The sequence below is a fragment of the Croceibacterium ferulae genome (assembly GCF_003660445.1).
Classification (GTDB): domain Bacteria; phylum Pseudomonadota; class Alphaproteobacteria; order Sphingomonadales; family Sphingomonadaceae; genus Croceibacterium; species Croceibacterium ferulae.
This window is the reverse complement of record NZ_QZVQ01000009.1, coordinates 38,355-56,593: the sequence shown is the minus strand read 5'-3', so window position 1 is coordinate 56,593 and position 18,239 is coordinate 38,355. Positions and strand designations below refer to the sequence as shown.

General features: G+C 68.1%; 12 protein-coding genes. 5 read left to right on the top strand and 7 right to left on the bottom strand.

Annotated features, from left to right (window positions below):
• Positions 1 to 5: 5 nt before the first annotated feature.
• From treS to D5S08_RS11675, 3 genes are all read right to left on the bottom strand, one after another.
• On the bottom strand, positions 6 to 3,260 hold the full coding sequence (gene treS, locus D5S08_RS11685) for a maltose alpha-D-glucosyltransferase (protein WP_206610330.1): 3,255 nt from the start codon (positions 3,258 to 3,260) through the stop codon (positions 6 to 8).
• Positions 3,257 to 6,268: a maltotransferase domain-containing protein gene (locus D5S08_RS16990; RefSeq protein ID WP_206610329.1), complete on the bottom strand. Its 3,012-nt coding sequence runs from the start codon at positions 6,266 to 6,268 to the stop codon at positions 3,257 to 3,259. Before D5S08_RS16990 ends, treS begins: the two co-directional genes overlap by 4 nt.
• A 107-nt stretch (positions 6,269 to 6,375) precedes the next feature.
• On the bottom strand, positions 6,376 to 6,897 hold the full coding sequence (locus D5S08_RS11675; protein ID WP_162301969.1) for a MarR family winged helix-turn-helix transcriptional regulator: 522 nt from the start codon (positions 6,895 to 6,897) through the stop codon (positions 6,376 to 6,378).
• A 208-nt stretch (positions 6,898 to 7,105) separates the two neighbouring features.
• Here D5S08_RS11675 and trxB point away from each other — a divergent pair, with 208 nt between their 5' ends.
• From trxB to D5S08_RS11655, 4 genes are all read left to right on the top strand, one after another.
• Positions 7,106 to 8,104 (top strand): thioredoxin-disulfide reductase, encoded by a 999-nt coding sequence (gene trxB / locus D5S08_RS11670; protein ID WP_121118740.1) that lies wholly within the window; start codon positions 7,106 to 7,108, stop codon positions 8,102 to 8,104.
• A 166-nt stretch (positions 8,105 to 8,270) separates the two neighbouring features.
• The gene (putA, locus tag D5S08_RS11665; RefSeq protein WP_121118738.1) at positions 8,271 to 11,393 is read left to right on the top strand and encodes a bifunctional proline dehydrogenase/L-glutamate gamma-semialdehyde dehydrogenase PutA; all 3,123 of its coding nucleotides are present in this window, start codon (positions 8,271 to 8,273) and stop codon (positions 11,391 to 11,393) included.
• A 62-nt stretch (positions 11,394 to 11,455) separates the two neighbouring features.
• On the top strand, positions 11,456 to 12,010 hold the full coding sequence (dcd, locus tag D5S08_RS11660; protein ID WP_121118736.1) for a dCTP deaminase: 555 nt from the start codon (positions 11,456 to 11,458) through the stop codon (positions 12,008 to 12,010).
• Between the two features lie 64 nt (positions 12,011 to 12,074).
• Positions 12,075 to 12,665 (top strand): DoxX family protein, encoded by a 591-nt coding sequence (locus tag D5S08_RS11655; protein ID WP_121118734.1) that lies wholly within the window; start codon positions 12,075 to 12,077, stop codon positions 12,663 to 12,665.
• A 55-nt stretch (positions 12,666 to 12,720) separates the two neighbouring features.
• Here D5S08_RS11655 and D5S08_RS11650 read toward each other — a convergent pair whose 3' ends face one another.
• The 3 genes from D5S08_RS11650 to D5S08_RS11640 form a co-directional block, all read right to left on the bottom strand.
• The gene (locus tag D5S08_RS11650; RefSeq protein ID WP_121118732.1) at positions 12,721 to 14,880 is read right to left on the bottom strand and encodes a TonB-dependent receptor; all 2,160 of its coding nucleotides are present in this window, start codon (positions 14,878 to 14,880) and stop codon (positions 12,721 to 12,723) included.
• 69 nt (positions 14,881 to 14,949) lie between these two features.
• Positions 14,950 to 16,281: a glutamate--tRNA ligase gene (locus D5S08_RS11645; RefSeq protein ID WP_121118730.1), complete on the bottom strand. Its 1,332-nt coding sequence runs from the start codon at positions 16,279 to 16,281 to the stop codon at positions 14,950 to 14,952.
• A 57-nt stretch (positions 16,282 to 16,338) separates the two neighbouring features.
• Positions 16,339 to 16,752, bottom strand: coding sequence for an META domain-containing protein (locus tag D5S08_RS11640; RefSeq protein ID WP_126665547.1), 414 nt, complete (start codon positions 16,750 to 16,752; stop codon positions 16,339 to 16,341).
• A gap of 84 nt (positions 16,753 to 16,836) precedes the next feature.
• Here D5S08_RS11640 and D5S08_RS16710 point away from each other — a divergent pair, with 84 nt between their 5' ends.
• Positions 16,837 to 16,983, top strand: coding sequence for a hypothetical protein (locus D5S08_RS16710; RefSeq protein ID WP_155522973.1), 147 nt, complete (start codon positions 16,837 to 16,839; stop codon positions 16,981 to 16,983).
• 27 nt (positions 16,984 to 17,010) lie between these two features.
• Here D5S08_RS16710 and D5S08_RS11635 read toward each other — a convergent pair whose 3' ends face one another.
• The gene (locus tag D5S08_RS11635; RefSeq protein WP_121118726.1) at positions 17,011 to 18,123 is read right to left on the bottom strand and encodes an NADH:flavin oxidoreductase; all 1,113 of its coding nucleotides are present in this window, start codon (positions 18,121 to 18,123) and stop codon (positions 17,011 to 17,013) included.
• Positions 18,124 to 18,239: the final 116 nt, after the last annotated feature.

Here is an 18,239-nt window from a genome sequence, read left to right as displayed (position 1 = left end):
ATCGGTCATTCACCATTCTCCCGCAGCAAGTCACGCGCTGCCTGCGCCAGTCCGCCGGCGGGCACGCCGATCCAGTCGGGGCGGTTCGCCGCCTCGTAGCCGATTTCGTAGGCAGCCTTTTCCAGCACGAAGAGCAGCATCAGGGGATCGCGCTCCTCCGTGCCGTGATAGCCTTCCAGGAAGGCCTCGATCGCACGGCGGCGGAACATTTCCGCCCCCTCACCCGCGCGTTCCTCCAGGCTTTCGGACGCAGCCGGACGGTTGGTGGCGGCGACCGCGGCGGCATAGTCGAAGGACCGCAGCATCCCGGCGACATCGCGCGCCGGCAGGTCCTTGGCGCGGCGTTCGTGCAGCGGCCGGGCGGGCTCGCCTTCGAAGTCGATGATCATCACGTCGTGCCCGGTCATCAGCACCTGCCCCAGATGCAGGTCGCCATGGATGCGGGTGCGCTGCTGCCCTTCGGCCTGCTTCGCCAGATCGGCGATGGCGCTGGTGATGGCGGCCTGATTGTCGGCCAGCCAGCCGGCATCCTTTGCCACATCCTCCGGCAGGTCGGCATCCGCCAGCCGCCCGATCGCCTGCGCCACCTCGGCCGCGACCCGCTTGCCCAGTTCCTGCGCATCGTCGGCACCCATCTGCTCGGGCGCGAAGTCGGGATTATCGGTCGGCTTCGCCAGCACTGCGTGCATCTCCGCCAGACGACGGCCCAGATTGGCGGCGAAGTTCTCGTAATTGGAGAAGCTCCAGTCCGTATCGGTCGACAGCCGCTCCAGCGCGTGCAGCGTCCACTGCCAGCCATCGCCCTGATTGTAGACAAAGGCCTGCGCGATCATCAGCAGCGTTTCCTCGCCGCCTTCATCCACGCGGGTCACCGTGCCCAGCACTGCGGGCACATTGGCGAAGCCGTTCTCCCCCAGATAGCGGGCCATCTCCGCATCGGGATGCACGCCCGGCGCCAGCTTGCGCAGCAGCTTCAGCACCGCCTGCTGGCCGATGATCACGGTGGAGTTGGACTGTTCGGCCGAGAGCCATTCGGGCTCGCCCTCCGGCTCCAGGTCGAAGGCGGGCGTCGCGGCAAAGCGCAGTTCGCCGCCATCAGCGGGTACTGTCACGCCGTCGCGCATGGCGGCCAGCACGCTTTGCGGGAAGCCCATCGTGGAGAAGCCATCGGTCAGCAGGCCGACATTGCGCCCGCGCCGCACCCGCGCCAGCGCCAGGTTGCTGGCGAAGGGACCGGACCGCTCGCCTTCCCAGGCAATGCCCAGCGGCAGCGTATAGACCGCCTCCTCACCCCCGCTGGTGACCGCGAACTCACCCAGCAGCAGATCGTCGGCGCCGGGCAGCGGCGTGGTGCGCAGCAGGCGCACCGCCTCCACGCCGCTATCCTTGCCGCCGAACCAGCGCCGCTGCCCGACATAGGCCGGCAGCAGGTCGTTTTCCAGCACGGCACGGTTCGTGCCCCGCGCAACGTCGGCCAGCTCCGGCCGCAGCACGAAGGTGTGCCGTTCGCTGTCCAGCGAGGGCGCCGCGCTGGCCCAGGCGGGCGCATCGCCGCGCGCCAGTTCGAACCACAGGAAGCCATAGGGCGGCAGCGTCAGCAGGTAAGGCAGTTGGCCGATGCCCGGAAATGCCTCGCCGCCGGTCAGCTCGACCGGGGTGAAGCCTTCATAATCGTGCAGGTCCAGCTCCACCGCCTGCGCGTTGCGGCTGAGGTTCGCCACGCACAGGATCGTCTCCGTCCCGTTCGCACCTTCAAACGTGCGCAGATAGGCCAGGATACGGCGGTTGGCCGGCCGCAGGAAGGTCTGCTGCCCGCGCCCGAACGCCTGATACCGGCGCCGCACGGCCAGCGCCCGCTTGACCCAGTTGAGCAGCGAATGCCGGTCCCGCTCCTGCGCCTCCACATTCACCGCGGCATAGCCATAGAGCGGATCCTGGATCGCCGGCAGCGTCAGCGTGGCGGGATCGGCCTTGGAGAAGCCGCCATTGCGGTCGGGCGACCATTGCATCGGCGTGCGCACACCGTCCCGGTCGCCCAGGAAGATGTTGTCGCCCATGCCGATCTCGTCGCCATAATACAGCACCGGGGTGCCGGGCATGGTCAGCAGCAGCGCGTTCATCAGCTCGATCCGGCGCCGGTCCCGCTCCATCAAGGGCGCGAGACGGCGGCGAATGCCCAGATTGATACGCGCGCGGCGGTCGGCGGCGTAGGTGTTCCAGAGGTAGTCCCGCTCCGCATCGGTGACCATTTCCAGCGTCAGCTCGTCATGGTTGCGCAGGAAGATCGCCCATTGCGCATCTTCCGGAATGTCGGGCGTCTGGCGCATGATGTCGGTGATGGGGAAGCGGTCCTCCTGCGCCACCGCCATGTACATGCGCGGCATCAGCGGGAAGTGGAACGCCATATGGCATTCCTCTGTCACGTCGGTCCGGGCGCCGAAATATTGCTGCGTGTCTTCCGGCCACATGTTCGCTTCGGCCAGCAGCATGCGGCCTGGGTAATGCTGGTCCAGATCGGCGCGGATCTTCTTCAGGACGTCGTGCGTCTCCGACAGGTTCTCGTTGGAGGTGCCGTCCCGCTCGATCAGGTAGGGGATCGCGTCCAGCCGCAATCCGTCGATTCCGGCGTCCAGCCAGAAGTGCATGACGTCCAGCACCTCCTGCAGCACGGCCGGATTGTCGAAGTTCAGGTCCGGCTGGTGGGAATAGAACCGGTGCCAGAAATAGGCGCCGGCCTCCTCGTCCCAGGTCCAGTTGGACTTTTCCGTGTCCAGGAAGATGATGCGCGTGCCGGAATAAAGCTTGTCGTCATCCGACCAGACATAGAAGTCCCGCTCCGGGCTGCCCGGCGGCGCCTTGCGCGCGGCCTGGAACCAGGGGTGCTGGTCGCTGGTGTGGTTGATCACCAGTTCCGTGATGACGCGGATGCCGCGATCATGCGCCGCGTCGATCAGCGCGCGCAGTTCCTCGATCGTGCCGTAATCGGGCGAAACGTCGCGATATTCGGCGATGTCGTAGCCGTCATCGCGGCGCGGGCTGGGATAGAAGGGCAGCAGCCAGATTGCCGTGACGCCAAGGTCGGCGACGTAGTCCAGCTTCTCCATCAGCCCGGCGAAATCGCCGATCCCGTCATTGTTCGCGTCGAAGAACGACTTGACGTGCAGCTGGTAGATGACCGCATCCTTGTACCACTGCGGATCGTCCGCCGGGTCGATGAAGGTCGCGCTGGTGCTGGTGGCGGAGGGAGCGGTTTCGGTCACAGTGCGTCCTTGGGCAGGCTGAAGCGCCAGATGCGATAGGGTTCGTCGGGGGTCAGGGTGATGGTCTGGCTCTTGCCATGCAGGTGGAAGCTGTTGCCGTGCGCCAGATCCTCGACCGCAATGGTGCCGTGATCCGGCAGGCCGAATTGCCACAACGGCACTTCGTAGGTGCAGCCATGGGCATTGTGCGGGTCCATGTTGACCATCACCATGATCATCTCGGTCAGCTGGTCGCCGCTGTTCGGCGCGGGCTTGCCGTACCAGATGATATGCTCGTCATCCGCCGCGTAGAACCGGGTGTTCAGATGCGTCTGCAATGCGGGATGCGCCCGGCGCAGCCGGTTGAGCAGCGTGACGTCGTCCACGATGTCCCCCGGCCGGCGCGCCTGGTAGGGGCGGATCTCGTACTTCTCGCTGTCGAGATATTCCTCCTTGCCCGGCCCCAGCGGGGCTGCATCGCACAGCTCGAACCCGGAATAGACGCCCCACAGGCCTGACAGGGTCGCCGCCAGCACCGCGCGGATGCGGTGCGCTGGGCGGCCGCCGGTCTGCAGGAAATGCGGGTTGATGTCCGGCGTGTTGACGAAGAAATGCGGGCGGTAGAACTCCTTCGGCGCGGTGGTCGTCAGTTCCTCGATATACTCGATCAGCTCCGCCTTGCGGTCGCGCCAAGTGAAATAGGTGTAGCTCTGGCTGAAGCCGACCTTGGCCAGGCGGTACATCATGGTCGGCCGGGTGAAGGCTTCGGACAGGAAGATCACCTCGGGATGCAGGCTGCGCACCTCGCCGATCATCCATTCCCAGAAGGGCAGCGTCTTGGTGTGCGGGTTGTCCACGCGGAAGGTCTTCACGCCTTCGGCCACCCACAGCAGGATCACGTCGCGCAGTGCCACCCACAGGCCCGGGATCGCATCCGGCGCGTAGAAATCGACATTGACGATGTCCTGGTACTTCTTGGGCGGGTTCTCCGCATATTTCATGCTGCCGTCCGGCCGCCACGCGAACCAGCCGGGATGCTCCTTCAGCCACGGATGGTCGGGGGAGCACTGGATGGCAAAGTCCAGTGCGATCTCCAGCCCATGATCATGCGCCGCCGCCACCAGCTTGCGGAAGTCGGCAAAAGTGCCGAGTTCCGGATGCAGCGCGTCATGGCCACCATCGGGGCTGCCGATGGCGTAAGGGCTGCCGACATCGTCCGGCCCCGGCGTCAGCGTGTTGTTCGGCCCCTTGCGGTTGGCCGTGCCGATCGGGTGGATCGGCGGGAAGTAGAGCGTGTCGAACCCCATGTCGCGCACATGCGGCAGGATGCCGATCACATCGGCAAACGTGCCGTGGCGCGCCTTGTCATCGGTGATGGAACGCGGGAAGATCTCGTACCAGCTGGAGAAGCCCGCCTCCACCCGCTCCGCATCGACGAGTGCCGGCGCGCTGGTGATCCGGAAGGGCCGGTCATCCGCCGTCGCCATCAGCTGTGCCAGCTCGTCCGACAGCAGCAGCGTCACGCTGTCCGCTTCGTTCGCCTTTTCCAGCCGGGGCAGCAGGCCGGCCAGCTGCTTCTGGACCGTGCCCTGCATGCGGGCGATCGCCTCGGCCACGATCACACGGCCCTCGGCATGGTCCACCGGCTGCGCCACGCCGGCATCGACCTTCTTGCGAAAATCGCGCCGGAACCCGCCCCAGCGGTCCAGCCAGCCTTCCACCGCAAAGACGTGCCGGCCCATGCGCGTCAGCGGGAAGCGGGCGCGCCAGCGATCGTTGGGCAGCTGCTCCATCGGCACGCGCTGCCATTCAGCGGCATCGCTCGTGCGCCACAGCAGTTCGGCCGCGAGCTGTTCGTGCCCGTCGCCGAACAGGGTGGCGGTGACGGTCACCTCCTCCCCCGCCACCCGCTTGGCCGCGAAGGCGCCGCCATCGACCACCGGCTCGATAGCTTCCAGCACCAGCCGCGGCATGGCCGCCAGTGCGGCGGGATCGGTGCGCGGCGGCTGCGCCACGATCGGCTCCGCGGCGCTCAGCGCCACGCGCCGAACCTCCGCCGCGGCCAGCGTGACGGGCGCCATGCCGGCGGTGAACCGCGCGCCGGCAGCGGACAGCAGCGCGGGCGTCACCACCTGCTCGCCGGCACCGCCATTCACCAGGATCAGCTCGGCCCGCTCGGCCATGCGCAGATCGGCGCCATCGGTGCGCAGCAAGGCCAGCACCGGATCGGCGCCGGAGGACAGGCGCAGCAGCGGCCCGGTCAGGGCGTCAGTGCCCGGCTGCACTGCCCACTCGCTGCCTGCCGGCAGGATCACCCCGCCGCCCAGCGCCTGCGCCAGCGCCAGCTGGTCGGCCGATGTGTCGGCGGGCAATTCGTGCAGCAGCTGTCCCGCACGTGACAGGGTGTTCAGCTCCTCCAACAGCCAGGGCGCGGCGCCATCCCACCAGCCGAGCGAGGTCACGAGATAGTCGCAGCCCGTCTCACCCAGCGCCAGCAATCCGGCGCGATCGCCGCCGGCAGGACCGGCGATGAACAGGAAGCCGGGCGCCGCCTGTGCCAGCTGCTGGCGCAATGCGGCGAACAGGGCAGGCGGTAGCGACCCGGCGGCAAGCCGCATGCCGGCCAGACCGGCGGCAGCCAGTTCCGCCAGGCGCTTCGCCAGCATGTCCGCAAAGATCGCCTGGCGGGCCGGGTCACGGAAGCGCGCCCGTGCCTCCCCCGTCAGGGGCATGGGCTTGCGCGGGTCGACAACGCCGCCACTGCCCGCGCCATCGCTGCGAAGGGCGAAAGCGTTGGGGTTAGCGGCGACCAGCGGGTGGTCATGGGCAAAGCGCCCCGGGTCGGCCTGCAGGATCAGCCGCGCACCGGCCTTGCTGGCCGCCGCCGCCCAGTCGCGCACCGCACGGTCGGTTTCCGGGGAGGACAGGCTGGGGAGGTCGATGATCCAGCCATCGGCGCCGCTGCCGACGGCTTGCCCCGCAACACCGGCCTCCGACTGGATGCGGTCAAAGGCGCGGACAATCTGCAAGGGGGCAGCAGGCAAGGGCGATCTCCCGGATCGGCAATGATTTCGGTTCGCCTACTCTAAACCCTGCCTGCCGCCATCGTTCCAGCCGCTGCGGCCGGGTTGCGGGTTCAATCGCCCTGTTCGTCCGGCAGGCCTTCGTCCAGCCGTTGCAGCAGCAGCCCCAGCTGATCGTTCAGCGTAACGATCTGCTCCTCCGTCAGGCCTTCGAACAGACGGTCCCGCAGCGGATCGACCACCTCGAATATCTCTTCCAGCGCAACCAGGCCGTTGGCGGTGATGCTGACATAGTTGGTGCGCCGGTCATGTGGTGCCTGCTCGCGCGCGACCAGGCCGTCCCGGCTCAGCGTGTCCACCATGCGCGTCATGGTCGGACCTTCGATGCGCAGCCGCTTGGCAATGTCGATCTGTGCATTGGGATCGGGCGCGTTCATGATGGCGGACATCGCCTCCATCCGCGCGGAACTCTGGCCGATCGGGCGCAGCTTTTCGTCCAGCAGGGCGCGCCAGCGGCGGGCGACCAGCACCAGGTTGATCGACAGGCGTATGCTCGGCGTCGTGCCACCTTCCCGATACAGGTCGAAGTTGGTGGGGACGCGACCGCCGGGCTGGTCGCTATTGCTACTGTCCATGCTCATTCTCGATTCAGTGACACGTTCATGGCCTTCCTCGCGGTGCAGGCCAACCACACCGACGCTTCCAAGGTCCACTCCACTGTCTTGTGGCGCCCTCTGGACATAGGACGCTAACAAGTCCAGCACTGTTGCGATCGGGCTTGATCCGCCGCCGCCCAGGCGCCACCTGAGCCGCTGGATCGATGGACGGGAACCTTTCAGAGACATGACGACGCACACCACGCGGATGCTGATCATCGGCAGTGGCCCGGCGGGGCTGACGGCGGCCATCTATGGCGCGCGCGCGGGAATGGAACCGATCGTGGTGCAGGGCCTGCAGCCCGGTGGGCAGCTGACCATCACCACCGACGTGGAAAACTACCCCGGCTTCCGCGACGTGGTGCAGGGCCCCTGGCTGATGACCGAGATGCAGGCGCAGGCCGAACATGTCGGCACCCGCATGATCTGGGACACCATCACGGATGTGGACATCGACAGCGGCACCCCCTTCCGCGCGAAGGGTGACAGCGGGGACGAATATGTCGGCGACGTGCTGGTGATCGCCACCGGCGCGCAGGCCAAGTGGCTGGGCGTGCCGGGCGAACAGGCGCTGGGCGGCAAGGGCGTGTCCGCCTGCGCCACCTGTGACGGGTTCTTCTATCGCGGCAAGAAGGTCGCGGTGATCGGCGGCGGCAATACCGCGGTGGAGGAAGCGCTGTACCTGACCCACCATGCGGAGGAGGTCACCCTGATCCACCGGCGCGGCGAACTGCGCGCGGAAAAGATCCTGCAGGACCGCCTGTTCGTCCACCCCAAGATCAAGGTGCTGTGGAACAAGCGCGTCGAAAGCTTCGAAGGCGATCCGATGGCCGGCGGCCTGACCCATCTGGTGCTGGGCGACATGGAGACGGGCGAGTTCAGCGACTTCGCCTGCGACGGCGCCTTTGTCGCCATCGGCCACGCCCCGTCGACCAGCCTGTTCCAGGGCAAGGTGGAGATGGACGACAATGGCTATATCGTGGTCGAACCGGGCACACCCAAGACCAACCGACCCGGCGTGTTCGCTTGCGGCGACGTGGCCGACCACACCTATCGCCAGGCGGTGACGGCCGCCGGCAGCGGCTGCATGGCCGCGCTGGATGCCGAGCGGTTCCTGGCGACGCTGGAATATGTCCGCAACGAACAGGCGGCCCATCACAAGGTCGAAGCCGAAGCGGCGGAGTAAAAGCCAATGCAGGGGCGTTGCGGAGTCGTTCCGCCGCCCCGCGCTCCGTTGCGTTTATCCCGCCCTGCCAGCAATTTGCAGGCAGTTCTGCCGATCCGTCCAGCAACAGAATAGCGTCCATCGCGCGCCGCTTGCGCCCGTCATTTGACGGGTCCAAGGGCGCGAAATGATCGACCGCTCCGCGCTCCGCACCGCCTATCGGCAAGACGAATCCGCCTGCATTGCCGAGCGCCTGCGACAGGCCGCCCCGGCGCAACGCGCGCATGGTGAAGCCCGCGCATTGGCCATCCGGCTGGTGGAAGGCGCGCGGGAACGCAAGGCCAGCGGGCTGGACGCCTTCCTGCAAAGCTACGGCCTGGGCACGCAGGAGGGGATCGCCCTGATGTGCCTGGCGGAAGCGCTGCTGCGCGTACCCGATGCCGGCACCGCCGACGCGCTGATCCACGACAAGCTGGCCGGGATCGACTGGTCGGAGCATCTGGGCGAGTCCTCCTCCACCTTCGTCAACGCCGCCACCTTCAGCCTGATGATGACGGGCGAGGTGCTGCGCGGCGGCAGCCGGGCGGATGCGGGCTTCGCCAGCAGCCTGCGCCGCGCGGTGGGCCGGCTGGGGGAGCCGGTGATCCGGCAGGCCACCCTGCAGGCCATGCGCATCCTGGGCGGGCAGTTCGTGTTCGGCCGCGACATCGAAGAAGCGCTGAAGCGCGCCGATCCCGAGCGTCGTCGCGGCCTGACGCACAGCTTCGACATGCTGGGCGAGGCGGCGATGACCTTCGCCGACGCCTCCCGCTATCGCGACAGCTACATGGCGGCGATCCGCCGGCTGGCGCAGGAATCCGGCGCCGGCGTGGCGGACAGCCCGGGCATCTCGGTCAAGCTGTCGGCGCTCTACCCGCGCTACGACTACCTGCATGCAGAGGCGGCGCGCACCGCCCTTGTGCCGATCGTGCGCGAGCTGGCGATGGCGGCACGTGACGCCGACATCCACTTCACCATCGACGCCGAGGAGGCCGAGCGGCTGGAACTGTCGCTCGACATCATCGAGGAGCTGGTGGCGGACGACACACTGTTTGCACGGCCGGACGGGCGGCAGTGGGACGGCTTCGGCTTGGCGCTGCAGGCGTATCAGAAGCGCGCCGTGCCGCTGTGCGGCTGGGTTGCCAGCCTGGCGCGCGCGCATGGCCGGCGGCTGATGGTGCGGCTGGTCAAGGGCGCGTACTGGGATGCGGAAGTGAAGCAGAGCCAGGTGGGCGGCTTTGCCGATTACCCGGTCTTCACCCGCAAGATCGCCACGGACGTTTCCTATCTCGCCTGCGCCGGCCGGCTGCTGGCGGCGACGGACGTGCTGTACCCCGCCTTCGCCACGCACAACGCCTACACGATCGGCGCGATCGAGGCTTTGGCGCGGGAGCAGGGCACGACCGATTTCGAGTTCCAGCGGCTGCACGGCATGGGAGAGGACGTTTACTCCGCCCTCGCCGCAGAGGGCCACAGTCGCCGGGTGCGCATCTACGCGCCGGTCGGCGGGCACAAGGAACTGCTGGCCTATCTGGTGCGGCGCCTGCTGGAAAACGGTGCCAACAGCTCCTTTGTCAACCGCATGGCCGATGCCGGCATCCCGGCGGCTGACCTGGCGACCGATCCGGTGGCGGAGCTGGCGGCGCTGAAGCCGCAGCGCAATCCGGCGATCCCGCTGCCCGCAGACATCTTCCCCGGCCGCCGCAACTCGGCGGGCATCGACCTGGCCGACCCGCTGGTGCGCCGCCCGCTGCTGGACCGTCTGGCCGCGCTGGACAGCCGCGAATGGGGCGCCGCGCCGACTGTCGTGGCAGACGGAACCGGGGCGCCCGATCGCACCCGTCCGGTGATGAGCCCGCATGACGGCACGCTGGTCGGCCATGTGCTGGAGGCGGAGGCCGCCGATGTCGACGCCATGCTGGCCCGCGGCACGGCGGCGCAGGTCGCCTGGGACGGCGCCGGCGGCGAATATCGCGCCCGCCTGCTGGAACGCGCCGCCGACCTGTTCGAGGAGCATACGGACGAGATCCTGGAGCTGTGCCGGCGCGAAGCGGGCAAGACCCTGCCCGATGCCGTGCTGGAACTGCGCGAAGCGGTCGACTTCCTGCGCTTCTACGCCGTGGAAGCACGCCGCCAGTTCACCGGCGAAGGGCTGCTGCTGCCCGGGCCCACGGGTGAAGAAAACCGTCTGCGCCTGCACGGGCGCGGCCTATTCGTCACCATCAGCCCGTGGAACTTCCCGCTGGCGATCTTCATCGGCCCGGCCGCCGCTGCGCTGGCAGCGGGCAATACCGTGATCGCCAAGCCGGCCGAGCAGACCCCGCTGATCGCCGCCTTCGCGGTGCAGCTGTGCCATGCGGCCGGCATTCCGGACGATGTGCTGCAGCTGGCGCCCGGCGACGGGCGCGTGGGCGGGATGCTGACCGGCGATCCGCGCGTGGCTGGCGTGGCCTTCACCGGCTCCACCGCCACGGCCCATCTGATCAACCGCGCGCTGGCCATGCGGCCAGGCCCGATCGGGCAGTTCATTGCGGAAACTGGCGGGCAGAATGCGCTGATCGTGGACAGCTCCGCCCTGCCCGAGCAGGTCGCGCGCGATGTGATGAGCAGCGCGTTCCAGAGCGCGGGCCAGCGCTGCAGCGCGCTGCGCGTGCTGTACCTGCAGGAGGACATCGCCGACAGCATGCTGGCGATGATCCGCGGCGCCTTCGACGCGCTGGAGATCGGCGATCCGGCCCAGCTGGCCACCGATGTCGGCCCGGTGATCGACCGGCAGGCACAGGGGCAGCTGAGCGACCATCTGGCCGAAATGCGCGCTGCCGGCCGCACGGTGTGGCAGGCGCAGCTGCCGCTCGCCTGCGCCCGCGGCAGCTATGTCCCGCCCGCGATCGTGGAGATCGACGCAATCGGCGATCTGCAGGCGGAGAATTTCGGCCCCGTGCTGCACGTCGCCCGCTTCCGCGCGGGGCAGCTGGCCGATGTGGTCGAACAGATCAACGCCACCGGTTACGGCCTGACCCTGGGCCTCCACAGCCGGATCGAAGGCAATCGCCGGCTGGTGGAGCGGCGCGCGCGGGTGGGCAATTTCTACGTCAACCGCAACCAGATCGGCGCCGTGGTCGGCAGCCAGCCCTTCGGCGGCGAAGGGCTGTCGGGCACCGGCCCCAAGGCCGGCGGACCGCATTACCTGGCGCGCTTCGCCACGGAGCGGGTGACCACCGTGGACACCACTGCGGCGGGCGGCAACGCGACACTGCTGGCCAATCTGTAGCTGATTGCCGGGTGCTGGTGCGGGGCGCTTGCCTCTGCCGGCACCCGGACTATGCCGCATCCATGACGATTCTCTCCGACCGCTGGATCCGCGAAACCGCGCAGGCCACCGGCATGATCGAACCCTTCGTGGAACGCCAGCAGCGGGAGGGGTGCATCTCCTACGGCCTGTCCTCCTACGGCTATGATGCGCGGGTGGCGGACGAGTTCAAGATCTTCACCAATGTCGACAGTGCCGTGGTCGACCCGAAGGACTTCGCGGCGAACAGCTTCGTCGATCGCAAGACCGATGTCTGCGTGATCCCGCCCAATTCCTTCGTGCTGGCGCGGACAGTGGAATATTTCCGCATCCCGCGCGACGTGCTGGTGATCTGCCTGGGCAAGTCGACCTATGCCCGCTGTGGCATCATCGTGAACGTGACCCCGCTGGAACCCGAATGGGAGGGGCATGTGACGCTGGAATTCAGCAACACCACGCCGCTGCCCGCCAGGATCTACGCCAATGAAGGCGCCTGCCAGTTCCTGTTCCTGCAGGGCAACGAGCCGTGCGAGGTCAGCTATGCCGACCGGGCAGGCAAGTATATGGGCCAGCAGGGCGTGACGCTGCCCAAGCTTTAAGGCAGGCACTTACCTGCGGCCTGCGCGTTCCCCCGCTATCAAAGACAACAGGGGAGTTGTGCCGATGTCCGCCATTGCCGCCACGATTGGGCGTATATTGCTGGGGGCACTGTTCGTGCTGTCCGGTATCCAGAAGCTCGCTGCGCCTGCCGCCACTGCCGATTACATTGCCGCCAACAGTGTCCTGTCGCCCAGCCTGGCGATACCGACGGGCGTCTTCGAACTGGTCGCTGGCGCGCTGCTGGCGCTAGGGCTGATGAGCCGGCTGGTTTCCGTGCTGCTGGCGGGATTCACCCTGCTGACGGTGCTGATCTTCCATCCGCAGATCACCGACCCGGTGCAGGGCATGCAGGCGTTGAAGAACATCGCCATTGCCGGTGGCCTGCTGATGGTGTTCGCCTATGGCCAGATGCGCTGGCATTACGATCACGTTCGCGCCGTGCGCAAGAGCGAGGCGGAGACGCTGCAAGCCGAGAGGCGTGCGCGGGAGGCGGAAGTGGCCCAGGCGCGCGCCGAAGGCCTGGCCGAAGGTCGCGGCGATGCGCATGTGGCGACCACCCCCCATGCCGTCACCGCGCGGGCCACGCCCGGCACCTATGTCGACACGGATGGCGACGGCGTGCCGGACCGCAAGCGTTCCTGGTGGCGCTACTGATCGCTTCGACACGGCCCTGGCGAGTCCGCAGCGGCGGGCTCGCCAGGGCGCCGGGTCAGAGGCTGAGACGTGCGGTCAGGCGCACATTGCGGCCGGCCAGCGGCACGTAATCCTTGGTGAAGCTGGCATGGTTGCGGCCTTGCACGTCGAACAGATTGTCGCCCTGCAACAGCACAGTCAGATTGTTCGCCCCTTCCAGCGGATGCCATGCAAGCGACAGGTTGACGAAGGTGTAGCTGTCCGTGGGCGTTTCCGTGCCCTGGATGCGGTCCTGTTCGTCGAACCACTGCACTTCCGCACGGGCGTCGAAATGGCCGAACGTGCTTTCCAGCGCACCAAGCAGCGCCAGTGGCGGGATGCGTGGCACGGGGCTGCCATCGTCCAGCGTGGCGCGCGTGTAGTCCGCCCGCAGATCGGCCACCAGACCGAAGCCACCTTGGTTCTCCTGGCTGATGAGCGGCAGCTGCGCCTCCGCCTCCACGCCCCACTGGTCCATGCCCTGCTGCCCGAAGAATGCGACCGGCAGGCCATCCTCCTCCCCGTCCGTCTGGGTCAGGTAGATGAAGTTGTCGAACCAGTTGCGATAGACGCTGGCTGACAGTCGCGCCGGACCCAGATTGCCGCGAACATAGCCTTCCAGCCCCCAGCTGCGCTCCTTGTCCAGATCGGCATTGCCGACCTCGTACAGCTGCGTCGCCACATGCGGCCCGTCGGCATACAGCTCCAGCGCCACCGGCGCCCGTTCGGCATGGCTGCCGTTCACCCCGGTGCGCAGCGCGCCGGTCAGCGGGGCGGACAGGCCGAGCGAGCCGGAATAGGCGTCGAACTCGCGATGCGCGGCAAGGGCGCTGACGTCGATGCTGGTATGTTCGTATCGGGCACCCGCCTCCAGTTCGGCGGCGCCGAGATCCACCTCCTCCAGGGTGAACAGCGCAATGCTTTCCGTCTCGTTCGGCGGGACGAAGGCTTCTTCGCCCGTGGCGGCGAAGTTGATGTGCTGGAACTGCACGCCCAGCGAACCACCCCAGCCGTTGCGGCGGTTCTGCACCAGCTCCATCCGGCCCTCCACAGTTTCGATATCGAACACGGTGCCGATCTCGTCACCTTCGAATTCGGTGTGGGTGTAATCGGTATAGGCCAGCCGGGTGCGCGCCTCCTGGAAGAAGCCGGTGCCCAGGTCCACGATGCCCTTCAGGTCGCCGCGATACTGGCGCAGGCCGATGGACACGTCGCCATGCTCGTGGCCCTCTTCCTCATGGTCATGCCCCTCGTGGTCGTGCCCCTCGTGGCCCCCTTCCTCCTCATGCCCGTGGGCATGTTCGAACCCGGGGCGGGTGGGCACGCCGTAATCGCTGTCGAAATAGCTGAAGCCCGCGCCGAAGCTGCTGTTGCCGGAGAACCAGTTCAGGCTGGTGCCGAAGCTGGTCTGCTCGCTGGCGGTGTTGCGCACGGTCCCGCGCTGGTTGGCCAGCTCCGTCAGCTCGGCGGCTTCCTCCGTCTCGCCATCCTCCGCATGATGTTCCGCATCGTGCAGCAGGTCGTTTCGCAGGTCACCCGCCAGCACATAGCCGGGCACTTCCAGATCGTTCGTCTTCTGCCAGGCGCCGTCGACGTGGAAGACGAGGTCCGGCGTCAGCCGCAGATCGACGGAGGCACCCGCCTGCCGCCGGTCATAGGCATCGTCCAGCCCGACCATCGCATCGACATGCACGGCCTCGTCCAGCCGGCGTTCGGGCAGGCGGCGGGTGATGATGTTGACCGCACCGCCGATCGCCTGGCTGCCATACAGCAGGACGGCCGGACCGCGCAGAACCTCCACGCTGGTGGCAATCAGCGGGTCGACCGCGACGCCGTGATCGTCCGACACATTGCCGGCATCGGCCGTGCCCAGTCCATCCACCAGCACGCGCACCCGATCCCCGCCCAGACCGCGCAGGATCGGCCGCGCCGCGCCGGGCACGAAGCTGGTGGAGGCGACACCCGGTACCTTGTCCAGCACGTCGCCGATCTGGCTGTTCGTGTTGCGCTGCAGTTCCAGCCCGGTCACGACCGAGGTGCCGGCCAGCAGGTCCAGCCGCTCCAGCCCGGCGGCGGTGACGACGATGGGGCCGTGGAAATCATCGCCGGTGCTGCGGCTGGTGGCCTGCTGCGCCAGCGCGGGTGCGGACAGGGAGGCGATCAGGGAGGTGGCGGCAAGCAGGCGGGCGCGGGGCATGGGCAGATCCGTGTAATGTTACTCTGTCACGAACCCGCCTAAGCTCCACCCGCCGTTCTGCCAAACACTTTATTGCAGTGCAGCAGCCTCCAGCCGTCGCCGCACCTCCTCGCGACCGATCAGCGGCAGCAGCCGGTGCATGTCCGGCCCGGCATCGCGACCGGTCAGTGCCTGCCGCAGCGGCAGGAACAGGGCCTTGCCCTTGCGGCCGGTCTGCTCCTTCAAAGCCGCCGTCAGCACGGCCCATGGGTCGTCCCCCCACAGGTTCAGCCCGGCGGCCAGCTGCAGGAAGCCCCTGGTCTCCGCGTCGCATACCGGCGGCGTCACCGGGCCGCGGATCACCTGCCACCAGTCGGCGGCATCGCTCACCCGGGCCAAATTGGGCCGCACCGCTTCCCAGGCCGCCGGCTCCATCCCATCGGGCAGGCGCGCCGTGACATGGGCAAACGGCAATTGATGCACGACCGCCGCATTGACGCGCGCCAGTTCCTCCCCGTCGAAGCGGGCCGGTGCGCGGCCGAAGGTGGACAGATCGAAGCCGTCGACCAGCGCCGCGATGTCAGCCTGCGGCTCCACCGGTTGCGACGTGCCCAGCCGCGCCAGCAGGGACAACAGCGCCTCCGGCTCGATCCCCTCTTCCCGCAAGGCATCGCAGCCCAGCGATCCCAGCCGCTTGGACAGCTTGCCTTCGCTGCCCACCAGCAGCGCCGCGTGCGACAGTCGCGGCGGGGCAGCGCCGAGCGCGCCGAACATCTGCAGCTGCAGCGCGGTATTGCTGACGTGATCCTCGCCCCGCAGCACATCCGTCACCCCCATGGCGATGTCGTCCACGGCGGATGGCAGCATGTAGAGCCACGATCCGTCCGCGCGCCGGACGACCGGGTCGGACAGCGCGGCAGGGTCGAAATGCTGGAGTCCGCGAATGCCGTCATCCCAGGTGATCGGCTGCGCATGGTCGAGCAGGAACCGCCAGTGCGGGGCGGTGCCCGCTGCCTCCTTCTCCGCGCGCTCGGCATCGCTCAGCTGCAGGGCCGCACGGTCGTAGATCGGGGGCAGCCCGCGGCCGAGCAGGATCTTGCGCTTCAGCTCCAGTTCCTGCTGCGTCTCGTAGGCCGGGTAGATGCGGCCCGCCGCGCGCAGGGTCTCGAACGCCTGTTCGTAGATGGGCAGGCGCGCGGATTGCCGCTCCTCCCCGTCGGGCACCAGGCCCAGCCAGGCGAGGTCGGCGCGGATCGCCTCGACAAAGCGCTCCTCGCTGCGCGCCTCGTCGGTATCGTCAATCCGCAGCAGGAAGCGTCCGCCCGCCTGCCGGGCCAGCAGCCAGTTATGCAGCGCGGTGCGGATGTTGCCGACATGCAGGTGCCCGGTGGGCGACGGCGCGAAACGGGTGGTGACAGCCATGACCGCCGCGCTAGCCCGGCTTTGGGCCGAGAGGAAGGGGCAGCCAGTGCCCGGCGCTTACTGCGTGAACAGCGTCACGCTGCGCTCGCCGCCGGTGAACTGTACGCCGTTCGCGGGCGTGCGCGCCACCCCCGTCGCGGCGGCGAAGGCCTCCCGCACCGACTGCTCCGCCGGCGTCAGCCCCCGGCGGCAGCTGGCGACGGGTGCGTCCATCGTGGTCAGCGCCCCACCCTCCATCCGGTAATCGAAGGCGAAGCGGATGCAGCCGGACCGCACATCGATGCGGCTGGCGGTCACCGTGGCGGTGACGCCTTCCGGCTGGTCGATCGACGCGCCATTGACCGATGCCACCCGGTACTCACCCGTCAGATCAGGCCCCGCGACGGCACCGTCTCCCGCACTGACCGGCGCGTCCGCCGGCTGACACGCGGCGAGAAGAAGCGGGAGGGCGAGCATGGGGAGGATACGCACGACGGCATCCTACCGCCTGCCCGCCTCGCCGCCAAGCCACCGGCTGGCCCCGGCAATTCGATTAGCGACGCCAGGATTTCGGCCATGAACCTGCAGCATATCGGCAGCCGCACCCCGTCATCGGGGCAGCTGGCGCATCTGACGCTGACAGGCGCCCCTTCGGCCAACGGCCGTCTTGCACCAGTCGCACCCTCGCTGGCCGTGCAGGACCGCGCCACCCCCCCAGGGTGACGGCGCGGCCCTGTCGCGGCGATGAGCTCAGACGAGCTCCGCCAGCGAGGTGGCGTTGAAGTCCTGCAGCTCGTCCACCCGGCTGTCCCGCACCTTCTCCACCCAGTGCGGGTCGGCCAGCAGCGCGCGGCCAACCGCGATCAGGTCGAATTCGTCCCGCTCCATGCGGCCGACCAGCTTGTCGAGGTCCGTCTTCTGCGAACCCTCGCCCGCGAAGGAGCCGAGGAACTCGCCCGACAGGCCGACCGAACCGACGCTGATGGTGGGCAGGCCGGTGATCTTCTTGGCCCAGCCGGCGAAGTTCAGCCCTTCATCGCCATCAACTTCCGGGAACTCCGGCTCCCAGAAACGACGCTGCGAACAATGCAGGATGTCCACCCCGGCATCGACCAGCGGCTGCAGCCACTGCTCCATCTCCGCCGGATCGGCCGCGAGCTTCACGGTGTAGTCCTGCTGCTTCCATTGGCTGAGGCGCAGGATGATCGGGAATTCCGGACCGACTGCATCACGCGCGGCCTTCACCACCTCTGCCGCAAAGCGGGACCGTTCGCCGATCGTGGCGCCGCCGAAGCGATCGGTGCGCTGGTTGGTGCCGGCCCAGAAGAACTGGTCGATCAGGTAGCCATGGGCGCCGTGCAGCTCCAGCGTGTCGAAGCCCAGCCGCTTTGCATCCCCGGCGGCGCGGCCGAAGGCGGCGATCGTGTCGGCGATCGCCTCCTCGCTCATCGCCTCCCCGGCGCTCTCGCCCGGGGCGTTCAGGCCGGAGGGGCTGTCGAGCGGCGGCCGCTCGAAGCCGGCATCGCCGCCCGAGGTGCCGCCGGTGTGCCAGATCTGCGGCCCCATCAGGCCACCAGCCGAGTGTACCGCGCCGACCACCTCCTGCCATCCGCCCAGGGCGTCATCGCCATGGAAGAACGGGATGTGCGGCAGATTGCGGGAGGCAGGGCGATCGATCACCGTGCCTTCCGAAAGGATCAGGCCGACACCTGCTTCCGCCCGTCGGCGGTAATAGGCCGCGTTCGGTTCGCCCGGCACGCCGTCCGGCGCCATGTTGCGCGTCATCGGCGCCATCACGATGCGGTTGGGCAGGTTCAGCTTGGGGCTGGTGAACGGCTGGAACAGGATGGACGTGTCGGTCATGCGGATGCGACTCCCTTTTATCAGGGTCGGCATGTGGCGTTGCAGCATGGCCATTCAAGCAGGCTTGCCGGAGCACAAGAAAAACCCCGCCGGACCATGTGGCCCGGCGGGGTCGA

Bases quoted from the DNA above. Each gene is read 5' to 3' on its own strand.
- D5S08_RS11675 (WP_162301969.1), bottom strand. From the start codon at position 6,897: ATGGACAGTAGCAATAGCGACCAGCCCGGCGGTCGCGTCCCCACCAAC.
- trxB (WP_121118740.1), top strand. From the start codon at position 7,106: ATGACGACGCACACCACGCGGATGCTGATCATCGGCAGTGGCCCGGCG.
- putA (WP_121118738.1), top strand. From the start codon at position 8,271: ATGATCGACCGCTCCGCGCTCCGCACCGCCTATCGGCAAGACGAATCC.
- dcd (WP_121118736.1), top strand. From the start codon at position 11,456: ATGACGATTCTCTCCGACCGCTGGATCCGCGAAACCGCGCAGGCCACC.
- D5S08_RS11655 (WP_121118734.1), top strand. From the start codon at position 12,075: ATGTCCGCCATTGCCGCCACGATTGGGCGTATATTGCTGGGGGCACTG.
- D5S08_RS11650 (WP_121118732.1), bottom strand. From the start codon at position 14,880: ATGCCCCGCGCCCGCCTGCTTGCCGCCACCTCCCTGATCGCCTCCCTG.
- D5S08_RS11645 (WP_121118730.1), bottom strand. From the start codon at position 16,281: ATGGCTGTCACCACCCGTTTCGCGCCGTCGCCCACCGGGCACCTGCAT.
- D5S08_RS16710 (WP_155522973.1), top strand. From the start codon at position 16,837: ATGAACCTGCAGCATATCGGCAGCCGCACCCCGTCATCGGGGCAGCTG.
- D5S08_RS11635 (WP_121118726.1), bottom strand. From the start codon at position 18,123: ATGACCGACACGTCCATCCTGTTCCAGCCGTTCACCAGCCCCAAGCTG.